Annotated in this window: 18 protein-coding genes and 1 pseudogene; 7 read left to right on the forward strand and 12 right to left on the reverse strand. The window is 73.4% G+C overall.

The window, feature by feature from the left end:
* The first annotated feature begins 92 nt into the window (after positions 1-92).
* From ACV7NM_RS25125 to ACV7NM_RS25135, 3 genes are all read left to right on the forward strand, one after another.
* Positions 93-1,244 (forward strand): acyl-CoA dehydrogenase family protein, encoded by a 1,152-nt coding sequence (locus ACV7NM_RS25125; protein WP_463412395.1) that lies wholly within the window; start codon positions 93-95, stop codon positions 1,242-1,244.
* 92 nt (positions 1,245-1,336) lie between these two features.
* Positions 1,337-1,654 (forward strand): YiaA/YiaB family inner membrane protein, encoded by a 318-nt coding sequence (locus ACV7NM_RS25130; RefSeq protein WP_463412396.1) that lies wholly within the window; start codon positions 1,337-1,339, stop codon positions 1,652-1,654.
* A 60-nt stretch (positions 1,655-1,714) separates the two neighbouring features.
* Positions 1,715-2,341: a TetR/AcrR family transcriptional regulator gene (locus ACV7NM_RS25135; protein ID WP_463412397.1), complete on the forward strand. Its 627-nt coding sequence runs from the start codon at positions 1,715-1,717 to the stop codon at positions 2,339-2,341.
* A gap of 93 nt (positions 2,342-2,434) precedes the next feature.
* Here ACV7NM_RS25135 and ACV7NM_RS25140 read toward each other — a convergent pair whose 3' ends face one another.
* Positions 2,435-2,896, reverse strand: coding sequence for a MaoC family dehydratase (locus ACV7NM_RS25140; RefSeq protein WP_463412398.1), 462 nt, complete (start codon positions 2,894-2,896; stop codon positions 2,435-2,437).
* A gap of 121 nt (positions 2,897-3,017) precedes the next feature.
* On the opposite strand from ACV7NM_RS25140, the gene soxR reads away from it, so the two are divergent.
* Positions 3,018-3,467 (forward strand): redox-sensitive transcriptional activator SoxR, encoded by a 450-nt coding sequence (soxR, locus tag ACV7NM_RS25145; protein ID WP_463412399.1) that lies wholly within the window; start codon positions 3,018-3,020, stop codon positions 3,465-3,467.
* On the opposite strand, the gene ACV7NM_RS25150 is transcribed toward soxR, so the two are convergent.
* From ACV7NM_RS25150 to ACV7NM_RS25170, 5 genes and pseudogenes are all read right to left on the reverse strand, one after another.
* Positions 3,442-3,717, reverse strand: coding sequence for a 3-keto-5-aminohexanoate cleavage protein (locus tag ACV7NM_RS25150; RefSeq protein WP_463412400.1), 276 nt, complete (start codon positions 3,715-3,717; stop codon positions 3,442-3,444). The two genes, soxR and ACV7NM_RS25150, sit on opposite strands and share 26 nt — an antisense overlap.
* A 269-nt stretch (positions 3,718-3,986) precedes the next feature.
* Positions 3,987-4,154 (reverse strand): annotated as a pseudogene (locus tag ACV7NM_RS25155) (3-keto-5-aminohexanoate cleavage protein); the annotation flags it as partial.
* A gap of 101 nt (positions 4,155-4,255) precedes the next feature.
* Complete coding sequence (locus ACV7NM_RS25160; protein ID WP_463412401.1) at positions 4,256-4,846, reverse strand: hypothetical protein; 591 nt, start codon at positions 4,844-4,846, stop codon at positions 4,256-4,258.
* Positions 4,847-4,999: 153 nt separating this feature from the next.
* Complete coding sequence (locus ACV7NM_RS25165; protein ID WP_463412402.1) at positions 5,000-6,298, reverse strand: serine-threonine protein kinase; 1,299 nt, start codon at positions 6,296-6,298, stop codon at positions 5,000-5,002.
* A gap of 102 nt (positions 6,299-6,400) precedes the next feature.
* On the reverse strand, positions 6,401-7,633 hold the full coding sequence (locus ACV7NM_RS25170; protein ID WP_463412403.1) for an exo-beta-N-acetylmuramidase NamZ family protein: 1,233 nt from the start codon (positions 7,631-7,633) through the stop codon (positions 6,401-6,403).
* 96 nt (positions 7,634-7,729) lie between these two features.
* Between ACV7NM_RS25170 and ACV7NM_RS25175 the strand changes: the two genes are divergently transcribed.
* From ACV7NM_RS25175 to ACV7NM_RS25185, 3 genes are all read left to right on the forward strand, one after another.
* Positions 7,730-8,494 carry an SDR family oxidoreductase gene (locus ACV7NM_RS25175; RefSeq protein ID WP_463412404.1) on the forward strand — a complete coding sequence of 255 codons (765 nt, stop codon included), beginning with the start codon at positions 7,730-7,732 and terminating at the stop codon, positions 8,492-8,494.
* Positions 8,491-10,308 (forward strand): AMP-binding protein, encoded by a 1,818-nt coding sequence (locus tag ACV7NM_RS25180; protein ID WP_463412405.1) that lies wholly within the window; start codon positions 8,491-8,493, stop codon positions 10,306-10,308. Before ACV7NM_RS25175 ends, ACV7NM_RS25180 begins: the two co-directional genes overlap by 4 nt.
* Before the next feature lie 61 nt (positions 10,309-10,369).
* Positions 10,370-10,981, forward strand: coding sequence for a TetR/AcrR family transcriptional regulator (locus tag ACV7NM_RS25185; protein ID WP_463412406.1), 612 nt, complete (start codon positions 10,370-10,372; stop codon positions 10,979-10,981).
* A gap of 44 nt (positions 10,982-11,025) precedes the next feature.
* On the opposite strand, the gene ACV7NM_RS25190 is transcribed toward ACV7NM_RS25185, so the two are convergent.
* The 6 genes from ACV7NM_RS25190 to ACV7NM_RS25215 form a co-directional block, all read right to left on the reverse strand.
* On the reverse strand, positions 11,026-12,264 hold the full coding sequence (locus tag ACV7NM_RS25190) for an acyl-CoA dehydrogenase family protein (protein WP_463412407.1): 1,239 nt from the start codon (positions 12,262-12,264) through the stop codon (positions 11,026-11,028).
* Between the two features lie 9 nt (positions 12,265-12,273).
* Positions 12,274-13,317, reverse strand: coding sequence for a phosphotransferase family protein (locus ACV7NM_RS25195; protein ID WP_463412408.1), 1,044 nt, complete (start codon positions 13,315-13,317; stop codon positions 12,274-12,276).
* A 153-nt stretch (positions 13,318-13,470) separates the two neighbouring features.
* A complete protein-coding gene (locus tag ACV7NM_RS25200; RefSeq protein WP_463412409.1) occupies positions 13,471-14,382 on the reverse strand; it encodes an MBL fold metallo-hydrolase in 912 nt (303 codons plus the stop codon).
* Positions 14,383-14,485: 103 nt separating this feature from the next.
* Positions 14,486-14,782: a hypothetical protein gene (locus tag ACV7NM_RS25205; RefSeq protein WP_463412410.1), complete on the reverse strand. Its 297-nt coding sequence runs from the start codon at positions 14,780-14,782 to the stop codon at positions 14,486-14,488.
* An 83-nt stretch (positions 14,783-14,865) separates the two neighbouring features.
* On the reverse strand, positions 14,866-15,183 hold the full coding sequence (locus tag ACV7NM_RS25210; RefSeq protein WP_463412411.1) for a DUF202 domain-containing protein: 318 nt from the start codon (positions 15,181-15,183) through the stop codon (positions 14,866-14,868).
* 5 nt (positions 15,184-15,188) lie between these two features.
* A complete protein-coding gene (locus ACV7NM_RS25215; protein WP_463412412.1) occupies positions 15,189-15,587 on the reverse strand; it encodes a YidH family protein in 399 nt (132 codons plus the stop codon).
* Between the last annotated feature and the right edge of the window lie 17 nt (positions 15,588-15,604).

The following is a 15,604-nucleotide window of genomic DNA, read 5'->3' on the forward strand; positions in this document are numbered from 1 at the left end:
AAACTAGCGGTGCTAATTAACCCCACGGTCCGGCCCAGCCCACCCGACTGCGCGCCCCCGAGGACCAGGCACCTCGACGCCCGGAGGCCACGGTGAATCTGGAGCTCAGCGAGGAGCAGACCGCCGTACGCCGGCTCGCCCGCGACTTCACCGAGCGCGAGATCGCCCCGTACGCCGCCGAGTGGGACCGCGCCGAGAGCGTCGACCGGTCCATCGTGCGGAAACTCGGCGACCTGGGCTTCCTCGGCCTGACCGTCCCCGAGCAGTACGGCGGCTCCGGCGGCGACCACCTCGCGTACGCGCTCGTCACCGAGGAACTCGGCCGGGGCGACTCCGCCGTCCGGGGCATCGTCTCGGTCTCCCTCGGCCTCGTCGCCAAGACCATCGCCGCCTGGGGCACCGAGGAGCAGAAGCAGGCCTGGCTGCCCCGCCTGTGCTCCGGCGAGGCGCTCGGCTGCTTCGGCCTGACCGAACCCGACACCGGCTCCGACGCGGGCAACCTCACCACCCGTGCCACGCGCGACGGGGACACGTACGTCCTCGGCGGCAGCAAGATGTTCATCACCAACGGCACCTGGGCCGACGTGGTGCTCCTCTTCGCCCGCACCAACGACGAGCCGGGTCACCGAGGCGTCTCCGCCTTCCTCGTCCCGGCCGACAGCCCCGGTCTGACCCGCCGCGAGATCCACGGCAAACTCGGCCTCCGTGGCCAGGCCACCGCCGAACTCGCCCTCGACGGCGTCCGCGTACCGGCCGGCGCCATGCTCGGCCCCGAGGGCAAGGGCTTCTCCGTCGCCATGTCGGCACTGGCCAAGGGGCGGATGTCTGTCGCGGCCGGCTGCGTCGGCATCGCCCAGGCGGCGCTGGACGCGGCGGTCGCGTACGCGGGCCGGCGCGAGCAGTTCGGCAAGCCCATCGCCCGGCACCAGCTGGTGCAGGAACTCATCGCCGACATCTCCGTCGACGTCGACGCCGCCCGTCTCCTCACCTGGCGCGTCGCCGACCTGATCGACCGGGGTCAGCCCTTCGCCACCGAGGCCTCCACCGCCAAGCTCTTCGCCTCCGAGGCCGCCGTGCGCGCCGCGAGCAACGCCCTCCAGGTGCACGGCGGCTACGGTTACATCGACGAGTACCCCGCCGGCAAGCTGCTGCGCGACGCCCGTGTCATGACCCTGTACGAAGGCACGAGCCAGATCCAAAAGCTTCTCATCGGCCGCGCCCGCACGGGGGTTTCGGCCTTCTGACGGGCCGTCGGAGCCCTCGGGCGTCGATCTGAGTACGTAGGTGAGTACGCGCGCGCATGCGCCCCCGGCCGCCCTGCCGCGACGCTGGACCCATGAACGAGACACCGGTCAAGCAGCAGAACACGGGGGCGTACTACGGCCAGGCCGTCGCCTCCTTCGCCGTCGCCCTCGCCGCTGTAGGGCTGGGGATCTACAACATGGACGCCGACGGCTGGGTCCGCGCCTTCCTCGGCATCGCGGTCCTCTACCTCACCACCTCCGCCTTCACCCTCGCCAAGGTCGTCCGCGACCGCCAGGAGGTCACGCAGATCGTCAGCCGGGTCGACCAGGCCCGAATGGAGAAGATCATGGCGGAGTACGACCCGTTCTCCCCGAAGCAGACCCCCGAACGCCCGGCCGCTCAGCGCTAAGCGCTTGCTCACCCTCCGGTAGGGTGTTGGTTCCTACAAGCCGAAGAGGGTGAGCGAGCGATGGACAGTGCCGGCGCGGCCGAGACCGGCGGCTACCAGCCGTGGTCGGAGGTCACCCCCGACGCCGCCCGGCGGCTCCTGGTCGCAGCCGTCGAGACCTTCGCGGCGCGCGGCTATCACGCCACCACCACCCGGGACATCGCCGCCCGCGCCGGGATGAGTCCGGCCGCGCTCTACATCCACTACAAGACCAAGGAAGAGCTGCTCCACCGGATCAGCAGCATCGGCCACGACAAGGCGCTGGAGATCCTGGAGACGGCCGCCGACCGCCCCGGGACCGCCGCCGAGCGCCTGGTCGAGGCCGTACGGTCGTTCGTGCTGTGGCACGCCGCGCACCACACCACGGCGCGGGTGGTCCAGTACGAGCTCGATGCCCTCGCCCCGGAGCACCGCTCCGAGATCGTGGCGCTGCGCCGGCGCAGCGACGCCGCCGTCCGCCGCATCCTCGCCGACGGCGTCGGGTCCGGGGAGTTCGACGTGCCCGACGTCCCGGGCACCACCCTCGCCGTGCTGTCCCTGTGCATCGACGTGGCCCGCTGGTTCGACGTCGCGGGACGGCGCACGCCCGACGAGGTCGGCGCGCTCTACGCCGACCTCGTGCTGCGCATGGTGACGGCGAAGCCCTGAGTGGCGGCGAAAGCCCCGAGTGGCGGCGGAACCCCTGAGCGGCGGCGAAAGTCCGACCGCGCACGCCGCCACACCTCACACGCCCCGGCAGGCTCAGAAGTAGTACCGGGACACCGACTCCGCCACGCACACCGGCTTCTCGCCGCCCTCCCGCTCGACCGTCACGGCCGCGGTGACCTGCACCCCGCCGCCCGCCTCCCGGACGTCCGTGACCACGGCGGTGGCGCGCAGCCGCGATCCGACCGGCACCGGGGCCGGGAAGCGGACCTTGTCCGTCCCGTAGTTGATGCCCATCCGCATGCCCTCGACCCGCATGATCTGCGGAACCAGGCTCGGCAGCAGTGACAGCGTGAGGTAGCCGTGCGCGATCGTGGAACCGAACGGTCCGTTGGCCGCCCGCTCGGGGTCCACGTGGATCCACTGGTGGTCGCCCGTGGCGTCGGCGAAGAGATCGATGCGCTTCTGGTCCACCTCCAGCCACCCGCTCGGGCCCAACCGCTCGCCGATGGCGGCGCGCAGTTCCTCTGCGGACGCGAAGATCCTCGGTTCGGTCATGCCCTGCCCCTGCCTCTCGCTGATCAAGCTAATAAGCGCTTGCTCAGCATGCTGGGACCGCTCGCCCCTGTCAACGGACCTCCGCCCACGAGTCCCCGCCGCGCCGACTACCCTCGACCGGGTGCCGCAGATTCCCGGAAAGATCCACGAACTCACCGTCGGCCAGCTGTCCGCCCGCAGCGGCGCGGCCGTCTCCGCGCTCCACTTCTACGAGGCCAAGGGCCTCATCAGCAGCCGCCGCACCTCCGGCAACCAACGCCGCTACACCCGCGACGCGCTGCGCCGGGTGGCATTCGTACGCGCCGCCCAGCGGGTCGGCATCCCGCTCGCGAGCATCCGCGAGGCACTGGCCCGGCTCCCCGAGGAACGCACGCCGACCCGCGAGGACTGGGCGGCGCTCTCCGAAGCGTGGCGCACCGAACTCGACGAGCGGATCAAGCAGCTGACCCGGCTGCGCGAGAACCTCTCCGACTGCATCGGCTGCGGCTGTCTCTCGCTGACGACCTGTGCGCTGTCCAACCCCGACGACGTCTTCGGCGAACGCCTCACCGGCTCCCGGCTGTCGTTGTAGCGCCGCGCGTCCACTCCCGGCCGGCCGCCGCCACCAGTTCGGCGTTCGAGCGGGCCGGCCGCCCGTCCGGCAGCAGGAGCACGTCCCCCAAGCCGATGCGCGCACCCGCACCACACCGCGCGGCCAGGCGCACCGCCGGCCACGCGGCGGCGTCCCGCCCGAACAGCAGCCACGGCACGACCGGCGGCCTCCGCGGCCCCGCGACCAAGGCCGCATCCGCCTCCGCCGGCTCGTCCGCCAGCTCGCCCACCAGCCGAACCCGCCCCGCACGCCCCGCCGCCCAGGCCTCCGCGGCCGCCCAGGCCTCCGCGCCAGCCCGGGCCCCCCCGGCCCCGACCGCGGACCGCCCAGCACCACCACCGCGTCCACCGCCACCCCCCGCTCCAGCAGCGCCGACGCCAACCCCCGCGCCCCCGGCTCCGCCCAGCGCACCACCGCCCGCTCCGGCAACACCGTCCAGGACCGCACCCGCTCCAGCCGGCCCACCGGGTCGGGCTCGGCCGCCACGCTCGCCGGCACGCTCAGCGGTACGGAGACCCCCGCGCCCCGCAACACCTCCAGTACCGGCCCGACCACCCGGGGCGAGAGGCTCTCGCGCCCGCACGGCGTCCGGGGATGGACGAGTACCTCCCGGGCCCCCGCGGCGACCGCCCCGAGCGCCGATTCCGCCAACGCCCGCGGCGACATCGGCACCGCGGCCCCGTCGGCCGCGCCCCGCGCGCCGTTCAGCGCGACCTGGAGGCGCGCCGCCACCCGGCCCGCGCCGCCCCGCTCCGTTCCCGTACCGCTCACGCAGCCGATGCCGGATACGTGAGCGCGTCCGCCAACGCCGGTCTGGGCACCACGATCCCGCAGCCCCCGCACACCGGCCCGTCCCAAGCCCACGCGCCTTCCCAGTGCCCGTGCCCGGCGCCCACCGAGGGCCAGCTCAGCTCCTGCTCCCCACAGACCGGGCACGACGTCCCAGGCTCCGACTCCAGCGCCTTCACCAGCCGCCGAAGCACCTCGCCCAGCGTCCCGTCCGGCCGCACCCCCGGGTCCGCGCACCGCACCACCGCGTCCCCGCTGCCACCCCAGGCCCACTCCGGCCGCCGCAGCCCGTCGTGCTTCTCGCGCCTTCTGCGCTCCGCGAACTGGCGCTCGTACTCCAGCCAGACCGCGCGCGCCTCCTCCAGTTCCTCCAACGCCGCGACCATCCGCCCTGGATCGGCAGCCCGGTCCTCTGGGGCGATCCCGTGCCGGTCGCACAGGTGCCACCACGTCGCGCGGTGCCCGTACGGGGCGAACCGCTCCAGACAGCGGCGCAGCGAATGGCGCCGCAACGCACGGTCGTTGCGCCCATCGCGCACCTGGTAGGCCAGACTCCGGAATCCCGCCATGACACCTTCACCTCCGCTGCGCCCACGCCCACACCGACGTCGAGACGCCGTACGAGGTGAACGTCGTCCTACGTCCCGACGTGCCCAACATGCCCGGAGGGATGTGGGCGCATGCGGGGCGGTCGAGGCGTGTGGGTGGCACATGGCCGGAAGTCAGCGCCCCATGCGCCCCGCCGCCACCACGATCCGGGCCAGTTCCTCGTGGCAGATGTCGCTGTGCGCCCCCGTCGGTGCCCCGCCTCTGCGCACGACAGCGCCCGCGTCCACGCTGACGCAACCGGCCGTCGGCAACCCGTCGCGCAGTGCCGCGGCCAGCGTCATCCGGGGCGCGCCCGGCACCGCTTGCACGCCGTCGTGTCCGAGCGCGCCCCACCGCTCGTCCAGACCCAGGACACCGGCCGAATCCCCTGCCATCCGCGAGGCCAGCGGATAGAACACCTTGAGGGCGGTGTCGTACGACGAGTGGCAGGCGACCACCGGGCCGTCCACCGCGCGCTGGAGACCGTGCAGGGCGCCGCCGCGGCTCTTGTCGTGCGGAAGGCGGTCCGTGAAGGCGTAGTGGGAGAAAGCGCCTTGGAGCAGGGTCAGGGACTTCACGTACCGGGCGCTGTCGGGCACCGCCCGCAGGGAGAAGGACACCACCCGCCCGCCGAAGCTGTGCCCGATCAGGTGGACGCGCAGAGTCGGCCGGTGGGCGGCCAGCCGGGCCAGTACGGGCCCCAGACCCCGCTCGCCGATCACCCCGGCCCGCTTCTTCATCTCGTAGTACGTGGCCTGGCGCAGCACTTCCTTGGCGCCGCCCCACAAGGCGCGCATCCCCCCGCCGATCGAGAGGTCCGCCCGATTCGCGGCGCCGCCCGCCTCGATCAGGGCCTCGGTGAAGCGGCGACACACCTCCAGGACGTCCTCGGTGAACATCGCCGGTATGTCCTCACCGGTGGCCGCGGGTACGGCCGCGACCCCGGCCAGCTCCCGCACCAGCGCCCCGAACTCCACGAACGCCGCCTGCGACTGCGGCCGGTCCTCCAACAATTCGGCGATCCGGTCGAGCTCTTCGGCCCGCCCCGGCCAGAACTGCCCCAGGGCGCGCCTGGTGTAGGGGTCCAGCGCCGTCCCGAAACCCGGCTCGGCGAGCGCGCCCGCGACGCCGCGCGGGTCGAAGTCCGGTATCGGCTCGTCCGAGAAGCGGATGGAGGGCCAGAGGACCCCCGCGTACCCGAGTCGGACCGCCGGGCCCACGAGCCCGGGGAACGGTGCGAAGAACCGGTCGTAGAGCAGGGTCGAGGTGGTCGGTTCGCTGTTCCAACCGTGCGCGAAGACCAGCAGGTCGGTGGCCTCCATCCCGTCCAGGGCGGTCCCGGTCCCCGGGGCCGGGTCCCCGTCGGCGTCGAAGACCAGCTCCGCGTACGGAGCCACCCCCACACCCGTACCCCACGCCGCTCCATCCGACATGACGCCCCCCTCCGGGTCCTGCCACCGCGATCGGCGTCCCGCGGCCGGGCGGGCCCGCCCGACCGGTCCCGCGCCGACCCGATCGGGAAGGGACGGCACGTCTCACCGGTACAGGAGGTACCCCTCCCGGACCCTCGCGAACCGGGCCAGCCCCGCCGCCCAGTCGCCGGCGATCTCCTCGACCCCGGCTCCCGCGTCCACCATCGTCCGCACCCGGTCGGAGCCGGTCAGCCGGTCGATCCAGTGGTCCGGCCGCCAGGCGAACCCGCTCCACGTCCGCCGCGCGGTGACCAGCAGTCCGATCCCCGCCCGCACCGGGTCGAAGGCCGCGCGGTCGTGCACGAGCAGCCGGACCCCGCCGCACACCTTCCCGGCGTGCTTGGAGAAGACCGGTGTGAAGTAGGCCTCCCGGAACCACACGCCGGGCAACCCGAGCCCGTTGGCCGCCCGCGCCCACCGCCGGTCGACGCCCTCCGCGCCCAGCACCTCGAAGGGTGTCGTCGTACCCCGCCCCTCGGACAGGTTCGTCCCCTCGAACAGGCAGGTGCCGGGGTAGACGAGGGCGGTGTCCGGGGTCGGCATGTTCGGGCTCGGCGGTACCCACGGCAGCCCCGTCTCGCCGAAGAAGGAGCCCCGGCGCCACCCCGACATCCGTACGGTGCTCAGGGCGAGCGGGCGCCCGGTCGGGAACTCCCCCCGGAACAGCAGCGCCAGTTCGGCGACCGTCATGCCGTGCGCGAGCGCGATCGGCTCGCGCCCCACGCCACTTGCGTACGGCCGGCGGAGCACGGGCCCGGACGCCCGCAGGCCACCGATCGGGTTGGGCCGGTCCAGCACGACCACAGCCTTGCTGGCGAGCGCCGCCGCGCGCATGCAGTCGTACAGGGTCCAGATGTACGTGTAGAACCGCGCGCCCACGTCCTGGACGTCGAAGACGACCGTGTCGATCCCGGCGGCCGTGAAGACGTCCGCGAGGCCCTGCCCGCTCTTGTCGTACGTGTCGTACACGGGCAGTCCGGTGGCAGGGTCCCGGGTCGATCCCTCCGAACCGCCCGCCTGCGCCGTCCCTCGGAAGCCGTGCTCGGGCCCGAACACCGCGACCAGGTCGACCCGTTCGTCGGCGTGGAGGACGTCGACGATGTGACGGGCGTCCGAGGTGAGGCCCGTCGGGTTGGTGACGACCCCGATCCGCTGCCCCGCCAGCGTCCGGTACCCGTCCGCGGCGAGCCGCTCGAACCCGGTACGCACCCGCCCCGCGGCGGCGGCCGCGCCCGCGCCCCCCGCCGCGCCCGCGGCACCCGCCAACCCCAGCACCCCGCGTCGTGACAGCGTCATCCGCACACGCTAGGCGTCGGCCCTCTTCCGATCCGACATACCGACTGGTTAGTCTGCCCGGATCAGCGATACCCCGCCAGCGTCGAAAGGCATCCCGTGAGCGCGTACCAGGACCAGCGAGTCGTCGTCACCGGCGCCGGCGGCGGCATCGGGGCGGCCCTCGCCCACCGCTTCGCCGCCGAGGGGGCCACCGTCGTGGTCAACGACCTCGACCCGGCGAAGGCCGCGGCCGTGGCCGGCGGCATCGGCGCCCGGGCGATCGCCGTCCCCGGCGACGCGTCGGCCGTCGTGGAGGAGGCCCGCGAGGCCCTCGGCGGAACGGTCGACGTCTACTGCGCCAACGCCGGTCTCGCCTCGGGCGGCGACGCCTTCGCCGCCGAAGACGTCTGGGAGGCGGCCTGGGACGTCAACGTCATGGCGCACGTCCGCGCGGCCCGCGCCCTGCTGCCGCACTGGCTGGAGCGCGGCAGCGGCCGTTTCGTCTCCACCGTCTCCGCCGCCGGACTGCTGACCATGATCGGGGCGGCCCCGTACAGTGTCACCAAGCACGGCGCCCTCGCCTTCGCCGAATGGCTCTCGCTCACCTACCGCCACCGCGGCGTCCAGGTCCACGCGATCTGCCCGCAGGGCGTACGCACGGACATGCTGACCGCCGCGGGATCGGCGGGCGAGCTCGTCCTGGCGCCGACCGCGATCGAGCCGGAAGCGGTCGCGGACGCCCTGTTCGACGGCATGGAGAAAGGGCGGTTCTTGATCCTCCCGCACCCGGAGGTGGCCGACTACTACGCGGCCCGCGCCACCGAGCCCGACCGCTGGCTGGCCGGCATGAACCACCTCCAGCAGAAGTGGGAGACCCCGTGACCGCGACCCTCCGCTACGCCGACCGGCCCTGGCTGGCCCTCCTCACCGCCGCCCAGCGGGCCCACGTCACACCCCCGCCCAGCGTGCTGCACGCCTTCCGCACGGCCGTCGGGCGCGCGCCCGACCGCCCGGCGCTCGCCTACTTCGACGGGCGCCTCACCTACGCCGAGACCGACGCGCTCTCCGACGCGGTCGCCGGGCACCTGGCCGCCCGGGGCGTCCGCCGCGGCGACCGGGTCGCGGTCATGCTCCAGAACACCCCGCACTTCGTGCTCGCCGTCCTGGCCGCCTGGAAGGCCGGGGCGATCGTCGTCCCCCTCAACCCCATGTACAAGTCGGGGGAAGTCGGGCACGTCCTGCGCGACTCCGGGGCCACCGCCCTGGTCTGCGACGCCCGGGCGTGGCCCGCGTACCTGCGCGAAGCCGCCCGGGGGAGCGCCGTACACACCACCTTGACGGCGCGCGACACCGACTTCCAGACCCGTGACGACCCACGGGTCCTCACGCCCCACCGGGAGCCCCGGACGGCCGGCCTCCCCACGATCCCGCGCCAGAGCCACCCGGACACCCGCCGCCCGACCGGTGCCACGCCGGCCGCCCCCGCACCCACCGCGCCCAGCGTGAGCGCCCCCGCACCGGCCGCCCCCGCGCCGGCCGTCCCCGCCAGGACCGGCGCCGGTCAGGGCCCCGATGTCGCCGACCTCACCACCGTCGCCCGGCGGGGCCGGCCCGCCCCGCCCGACCCCGGGCTCACCGCCGCCGACACCGCCCTCATCAGCTACACCTCCGGCACCTCCGGCCGGCCCAAGGGCGCGATGAATCCGCACGGCGCCATCGGCTACAACGCGGTCCGCCAGGTCACCGGCCATCCCGTCCCGGAGGGCGCCGTCTACTTCGCGCTCGCCCCGCTGTTCCACATCACCGGCATCGTCTGCGAGCTCGCCGCGTGCTTCGCCAACGCCGGCACCCTCGCCCTCGCCCACCGCTTCGAGGCGGGGGTCGTGCTCGACGCCTTCCTCGAACAGCGCCCCGCCTACACCGTCGGGCCCGCCACCGCCTTCATGGCCCTGGCGGCCCACCCCGCCGCCACGCCGGACCACTTCGCCTCCTTCCGGGTGATCTCCTCGGGCGGAGCGCCCCTACCGCCCGCCCTCGTCGAACGCCTGCGCGCCGACTTCGGCTTCTACCTGCGCAACGGCTACGGGCTCACCGAGTGCACCGCCCCCTGTGCCTCGGTGCCACCCCACCTGGAAGCCCCCGTCGACCCCGTCTCCGGCACCCTGTCGGTCGGTGTCCCGGGCGCGGACACCGTCGTCCGCGTCCTCGACGAGCACGGGGCCGAAGTCCCCTTCGGCGACACCGGCGAGATAGCCGTCCGCGGCCCCCAGGTCGTACCGGGCTACTGGGGCCTGCCCGACGACACCGCGAAAGCGTTCCCGGACGGCGAACTGCGTACCGGCGACGTCGGGTTCATGGACCGCGACGGCTGGCTCTACGTCGTCGACCGGAAGAAGGACATGATCAACGCGTCCGGCTTCAAGGTCTGGCCGCGCGAGGTGGAGGACGTGCTCTACACCCACCCGGCCGTGCGCGAGGCGGCCGTGGTCGGCGTCCCCGACCCCTACCGCGGGGAGAGCGTGAAGGCGTACGTGAGCCTGCGCCCCGGCACCTCCGCCGAGCCCGAGGAACTGTCCGCCTACTGCGCCGAGCGCATCGCCGCGTACAAGTACCCGCGCCAGGTGGAGATCCTGCCTGTCCTTCCGAAGACGACCAGTGGCAAGATCCTGCGACGGGAACTGCGCGGGCGCGGCTGAAAACAGTCGGACGGTCGCACAACGCCCGACGGGCGAGGGAACAGAGAGGAAGGCGAGCGCCATGGCCGCCAGAACCACCACGGAGCCGGAGGGCGCCGCCCCGGAGACACCGGTGCCGCAGCGGCTGTTGGCCGTCGCCACCAGGCTGTTCGCCGAACGCGGCTACGACCGCACCTCCGTCCAGGAGATCGTCGAGGCGGCCGGGGTCACCAAGGGCGCGCTCTACCACTACTTCGGTTCCAAGGACGACCTGCTGCACGAGGTGTACGCGCGCATGCTGCGGCTCCAGCAGCAGCGCCTCGACGCGGTGGCCGATTCCGACGCGCCGGTCGAGGAGCGGCTGCGCGCCGCGGCCGCCGACGTGGTGGTCACCACCATCGAGAACCTCGACGACGCGGCGATCTTCTTCCGTTCGATGCACCAGCTCAGCCCGGACAAGTTCAAGCAGGTGCGGGCCGAGCGCCGACGCTACCACGAGCGTTTCCGCGCGCTGGTCGAGGAGGGCCAGCGCACGGGCGTCTTCTCCGAGGCCACGCCCGCCGACCTGGTGGTGGACTACCACTTCGGGTCCGTGCACCACCTGTCCACCTGGTACCGCGCCGAAGGCCCGCTCACGCCGCAGCAGGTCGCCGATCACCTCGCCGACCTGCTGCTGCGCGCGCTGCGCCCCTGACCCAAGCGCCCGCGGGAGCCGGAGCGGTCACGGCGGTACCGTGCTCAGCGGTACCGCTTCAGCTCCCGGTGCGCCAGCGAGCGCTGGTGCACCTCGTCCGGGCCGTCCGCCAGCCGCAGGGTCCGCGCCGCCGCCCACAGTTCGGCCAGCGGGAAGTCCTGGCTGACCCCGCCCGCGCCGTGCAGCTGCACCGCGTCGTCCAGGATGCGCACGACCGCTCGCGGAGTCGCGATCTTGATGGCCTGGATCTCCGTGTGCGCCCCGCGGTTGCCGACCGTGTCCATCAGCCAGGCCGTCTTGAGGACCAGCAGGCGCAGCTGCTCGACGGTGACCCGGGCGTCCGCGATCCAGTTCTGAACGACGCCCTGAGCGGCCAGTTCCTTGCCGAAGGCCGTGCGGCCGACCGCGCGCCGGCACATCAGCTCGATCGCCCGCTCCGCCATGCCGATCAGCCGCATGCAGTGGTGGATCCGACCCGGACCGAGCCGCGCCTGGGCGATGGCGAAGCCGGACCCCTCCTCGCCGATCAGGTTCGCCGCCGGGACTCGGGCCCCGTCGAAGACGACTTCGGCGTGACCGCCGTGGTCGTGGTCCTCGTACCCGTACACCCGCATGGCGCGCCGGACCTCCACGCCCGGCGTGTCCCGGGGCACCAGGATCATCGACTGCTGGCGGCGCGGGTCCGCGCCGTCCGGTTCGGTCTTGCCCATGACGATGAAGACCTTGCAGTCCGGGTTCATGGCACCCGAGATGTACCACTTGCGGCCGGTGACGACGTACTCGTCCCCCTGCGCGGAGCGCTCGATGCGGGTCTCCACGTTGGTCGCGTCCGAGGAGGCCACTTCGGGCTCGGTCATCGCGAAGGCCGACCGGATCTCACCGGCCAGCAGCGGCTCCAGCCACTGCTTCTTCTGCTCCTCGCTCGCGAACTGTGCCAGCAGCTCCATGTTCCCCGTGTCCGGGGCGGCACAGTTGGTCGCCATCGGCGCGAGGTGCGGGCTGCGGCCGGTGATCTCCGCCAGCGGGGCGTACTGGAGGTTGGTCAGCCCGGCGCCGTACTCCTGCCCGGGCAGGCCGTGCTGGTCGACGAAGAAGAGGTTCCACAGGCCTTGGCGGCGCGCCTCGGCCTTCAGTTCACCGAAGACGGCCGGGGTGTCCCAGGGCGAGGCCAGCCGTGCGCGCTGCTCGGCGGCGACGGGTTCCGCCGGGTAGACGTACTCCTCCATGAACGTGGAGAGCCGTGCGCGGAGTTCCTCGGTACGGGCGTCGAATGCGAAGTCCATGCGGATGCCTCAGCCTTCCTGGAGGGTGTTCAGACCGTGTTCGATGAAGACCGGGACCAGTTCGCCGATCCGGTCGAAGCCCGCGCCGACGGTCTGGCCGAGCGTGAAGCGGTAGTGGATGCCCTCCAGGATCACCGCGAGCTTGAACCACGCGAACGCCGTGTACCAGGCGATCGCCCCGGTGTCCCGGCCCGAGCGGGCGGCGTAGCGCTCGATCAGCTCGGCGGGCGAGGGATGCCCGGGAGCGCCGCTGGTCGTGCTGACGGGGGAGTCGCCCAGCCCGAGGTCGGCGCTGTACATCGCGAGCAACCCGAGGTCGGTCAACGGGTCGCCGAGGGTGGACATCTCCCAGTCCAGTACCGCCCGGATGGTGTCGTCCGGGCCGCCGATCAGGACGTTGTCGAGCCGGAAGTCCCCGTGCACGACGGTGGCGGCGGGGGAGTGGGGCAGGGCCCGCCCGAGCGCGCCGTGCAGTTCGTCGATTCCGGCCAGGTCCCGGCCCCTGGAGGCCGCGAGCTGCTTGCCCCAGCGGCGCAGCTGCCTGTCCAGGAAGCCCTCGGGGCGGCCGAAGTCCCCCAGGCCCACGGCCTCCGGGTCCACCGCGTGCAGGTCGACGAGGGTGTCCACCAGGCCGAGGACGGCCCGGCGGGTGCGGTCGGGGCCCAGCGCGGCGAGCTGGTCGGCCGTGCGGTACGGGACCCCGTCCACGTACTCCATGACGTAGAACGGCGCTCCCAGCACCGACTCGTCCTCGCACAGCAGCACGGTCTCGGGCACCGGCACGGCCGTGCCGTGCAGGGCGCGGATCACCCGGTGTTCGCGCCGCATGTCGTGGGCGGTGGCCAGGACGTGTCCGAGCGGCGGCCGTCGCACGACCCAGCGGGCGGATCCGTCGGTGACCACGTACGTGAGGTTCGACCGGCCGCCCTCGATCAGCCGGCCGCTCAGCTCCCCGGCCACGAGCCCGGGCCGCGCCGCGTCGAGATGGCCGCGCAGCCGGCCCAGGTCGAGGCCGCGTGGGCCGGCCGGCGGCGAGGCTGGTGCTGAGGTCATGTGGCGCACCTCCGTGCGGAGTGGACGACGGTGGGGACGAACGAGAGCCATCATGCCGACCAGTCGGTATGCCGTCCAGTGCCCCGGCCCGGGAAATGCCGGGCGCGGGCCGAAGCCCGCCCGCCCCGGCGCCGTCGCCGACCCCGCCGCCCCTCAGGCGTGGCAGAGTATCGGCGTCCCGCCGTTCATCACCGTCATGTCCCTGAGCACGGCCAGGATGTCCAACGGCGCGCCCTCGGGCTCCCCGGCCAGCTCCGCGTAGGCCCGGTGCAGGTTCGCCACCAGTCGCTCGCTCTCCCGCCAGGCCGCGAACTCGCCCAGGTCGGCCCCCTGGGCGACTTCCAGCGGGCTCAGGCCCTTCGCCCGGCCCTCCCGGGCGAGTTCGGCGACGTGGCGCAGGTACCGCTCGGTGGCGTCGTACGCGGACGCGTCGGTCAGCGGCCCGTGGCCCGGTACGACGGTCTCCGCGCCCAGCGAGCGCAGCAACTCCAAAGCGCGCAGGGACCCCGCCAGCGAACCCATCGCCAGGAACGGCGTCCCCCCGGCGAACACCAGGTCCCCCGTGAAGACGACCCGCTGCCGGGGCAGCCAGACGACGGAGTCCCCGGTGGTGTGCGCGACACCCGGGTGGATGACCCGGACCTCGGTCTCCCCGACGTGCAGGGTCATCCGGTCGCTGTAGGTGAGGGAGGGGGCGGTGATCTCTATGGCACCGAAATCGGTCGCGGGCCAGATCATCTCCAGCTGGTGCCCGGCGGCGAGCTGCTCGGAGCGCGCGTTGTCGTGCGCCAGGACCAGCGCCTCGGGGGCGAACACGCCGTTGCCGTAGGTGTGGTCGCCGTGGTGGTGGGTGTTCACCACGGTCCGCGGCAGCGGTACGCCGGCCGCGGCGACCGCGTCCCGCAGCGCCAGCGCCCGGCGCTCGGTGGCGGCGGTGTCGATGAGCAGCGTCCGGCCGCCGTCACTGACGAACCCGGCGTTGTTGAGGCACCAGCCGCCGTCCGGTTGGACGTAGGCGTACACCCCGGTCGCCGTCTGGACGACGTACGGCTCATCGACGGTCATTCACGCTCTCCCCGGGTCGCTTGACAGGAAATCAGCATCCTGCCGGCCGCCGCGGCGCCGGGGGAGGGCGGGGTCCGGGCCGTGTCAGTGGTGGGCGTACCCGTCAGTGGTCGTCGTAGTGCCCGTCGTGCTCCGCGTGCCGGTGCCCGTCGTGCAGATAGTCCACGTGGTCGCCGTGGGGCACGCTGTCGTGCCCGCACGCGGGGCCGCGCTCGTGCAGGTGGTCCTCGTGCGCCGTGTGCCCCTGGGTCTCGCACTCGTCCCAGTGGCCCGAGTGCTCCCGGTGCAGGTGGCCGTCGTGCGCGTAGTCGACGTGGTCCCCGTGGCGAACCGGGAGGTGACCGCAGTCGGGGCCGTGCGCGTGCTCGTGCAGGGGGTGTTCCTGGTGGAGGGTCGTCATGGCGCCGAGGCTAGTGCGCATCGTCCCTGTATGACCGTCATGTCCCTTGTGGCGCGCAGAAGGCGGATCATCCGCTGGTCCGATCAGAAGATCACCGTCATGGCGAACGCCGCCAGCGCCACCGTGCAGAGCGCCGCCCCCAGCGCCACCCGCGGCGCCAGCACCGGCGGACGGTAGGCCTCCAGCTCGCGGATGCGCCGGTGTGCCACCCCGAGGAACACCAGCCAGAGCAGCCCGATCACGGCCGCCCCACCCACCTCCGGCAGCGAACCCGACCCGCGCAGCGCCTGACGCCCCGCGAGGACCGCCGCCACCGAACACGCCAGCGTCGTACGCCGCCAGGCCAGCCGGGTCCGCTCCGGCTGCAGCCCCGCGTCACGCCTCTCGTCCGGCCCCGGCACCGACCTCACCCCCGGTTCGTCAGGCCCAGCAGGACGACCACCACCATCGCCCCCGCGACCAGCCCCACCCCCAGGCCCAACACCACCGGGAACCGCGACACGGGCAGATCCGCACCCCGCCGCATCGCCCGCTCGCACCGCACCCAGTGGTTCACCGCCCGCAGCGCGCTGGCCGCCCCCACCGCCAGCAGCGCGAAGGACATCCCGACCCGCACCCCCCACCGCAGGTCCGGCAGGAACTGGTCCACCGCGAACCCGCCGCCGACCAGCGCCAGCGCGGTCCGGATCCAGGCCAGGAACGTCCGCTCGTTGGCCAGCGAGAACCGGTAGTCCGGGGTAGCGCCCTCGTCCTTCAACCGCTGGGGGGCGAACCAGAGGCGCACGTCCTTGACCAAGTCGATCACCCGATCAATCTACTGGC

The sequence above is a fragment of the Streptomyces sp. Tek67B01 genome, assembly GCF_055231995.1.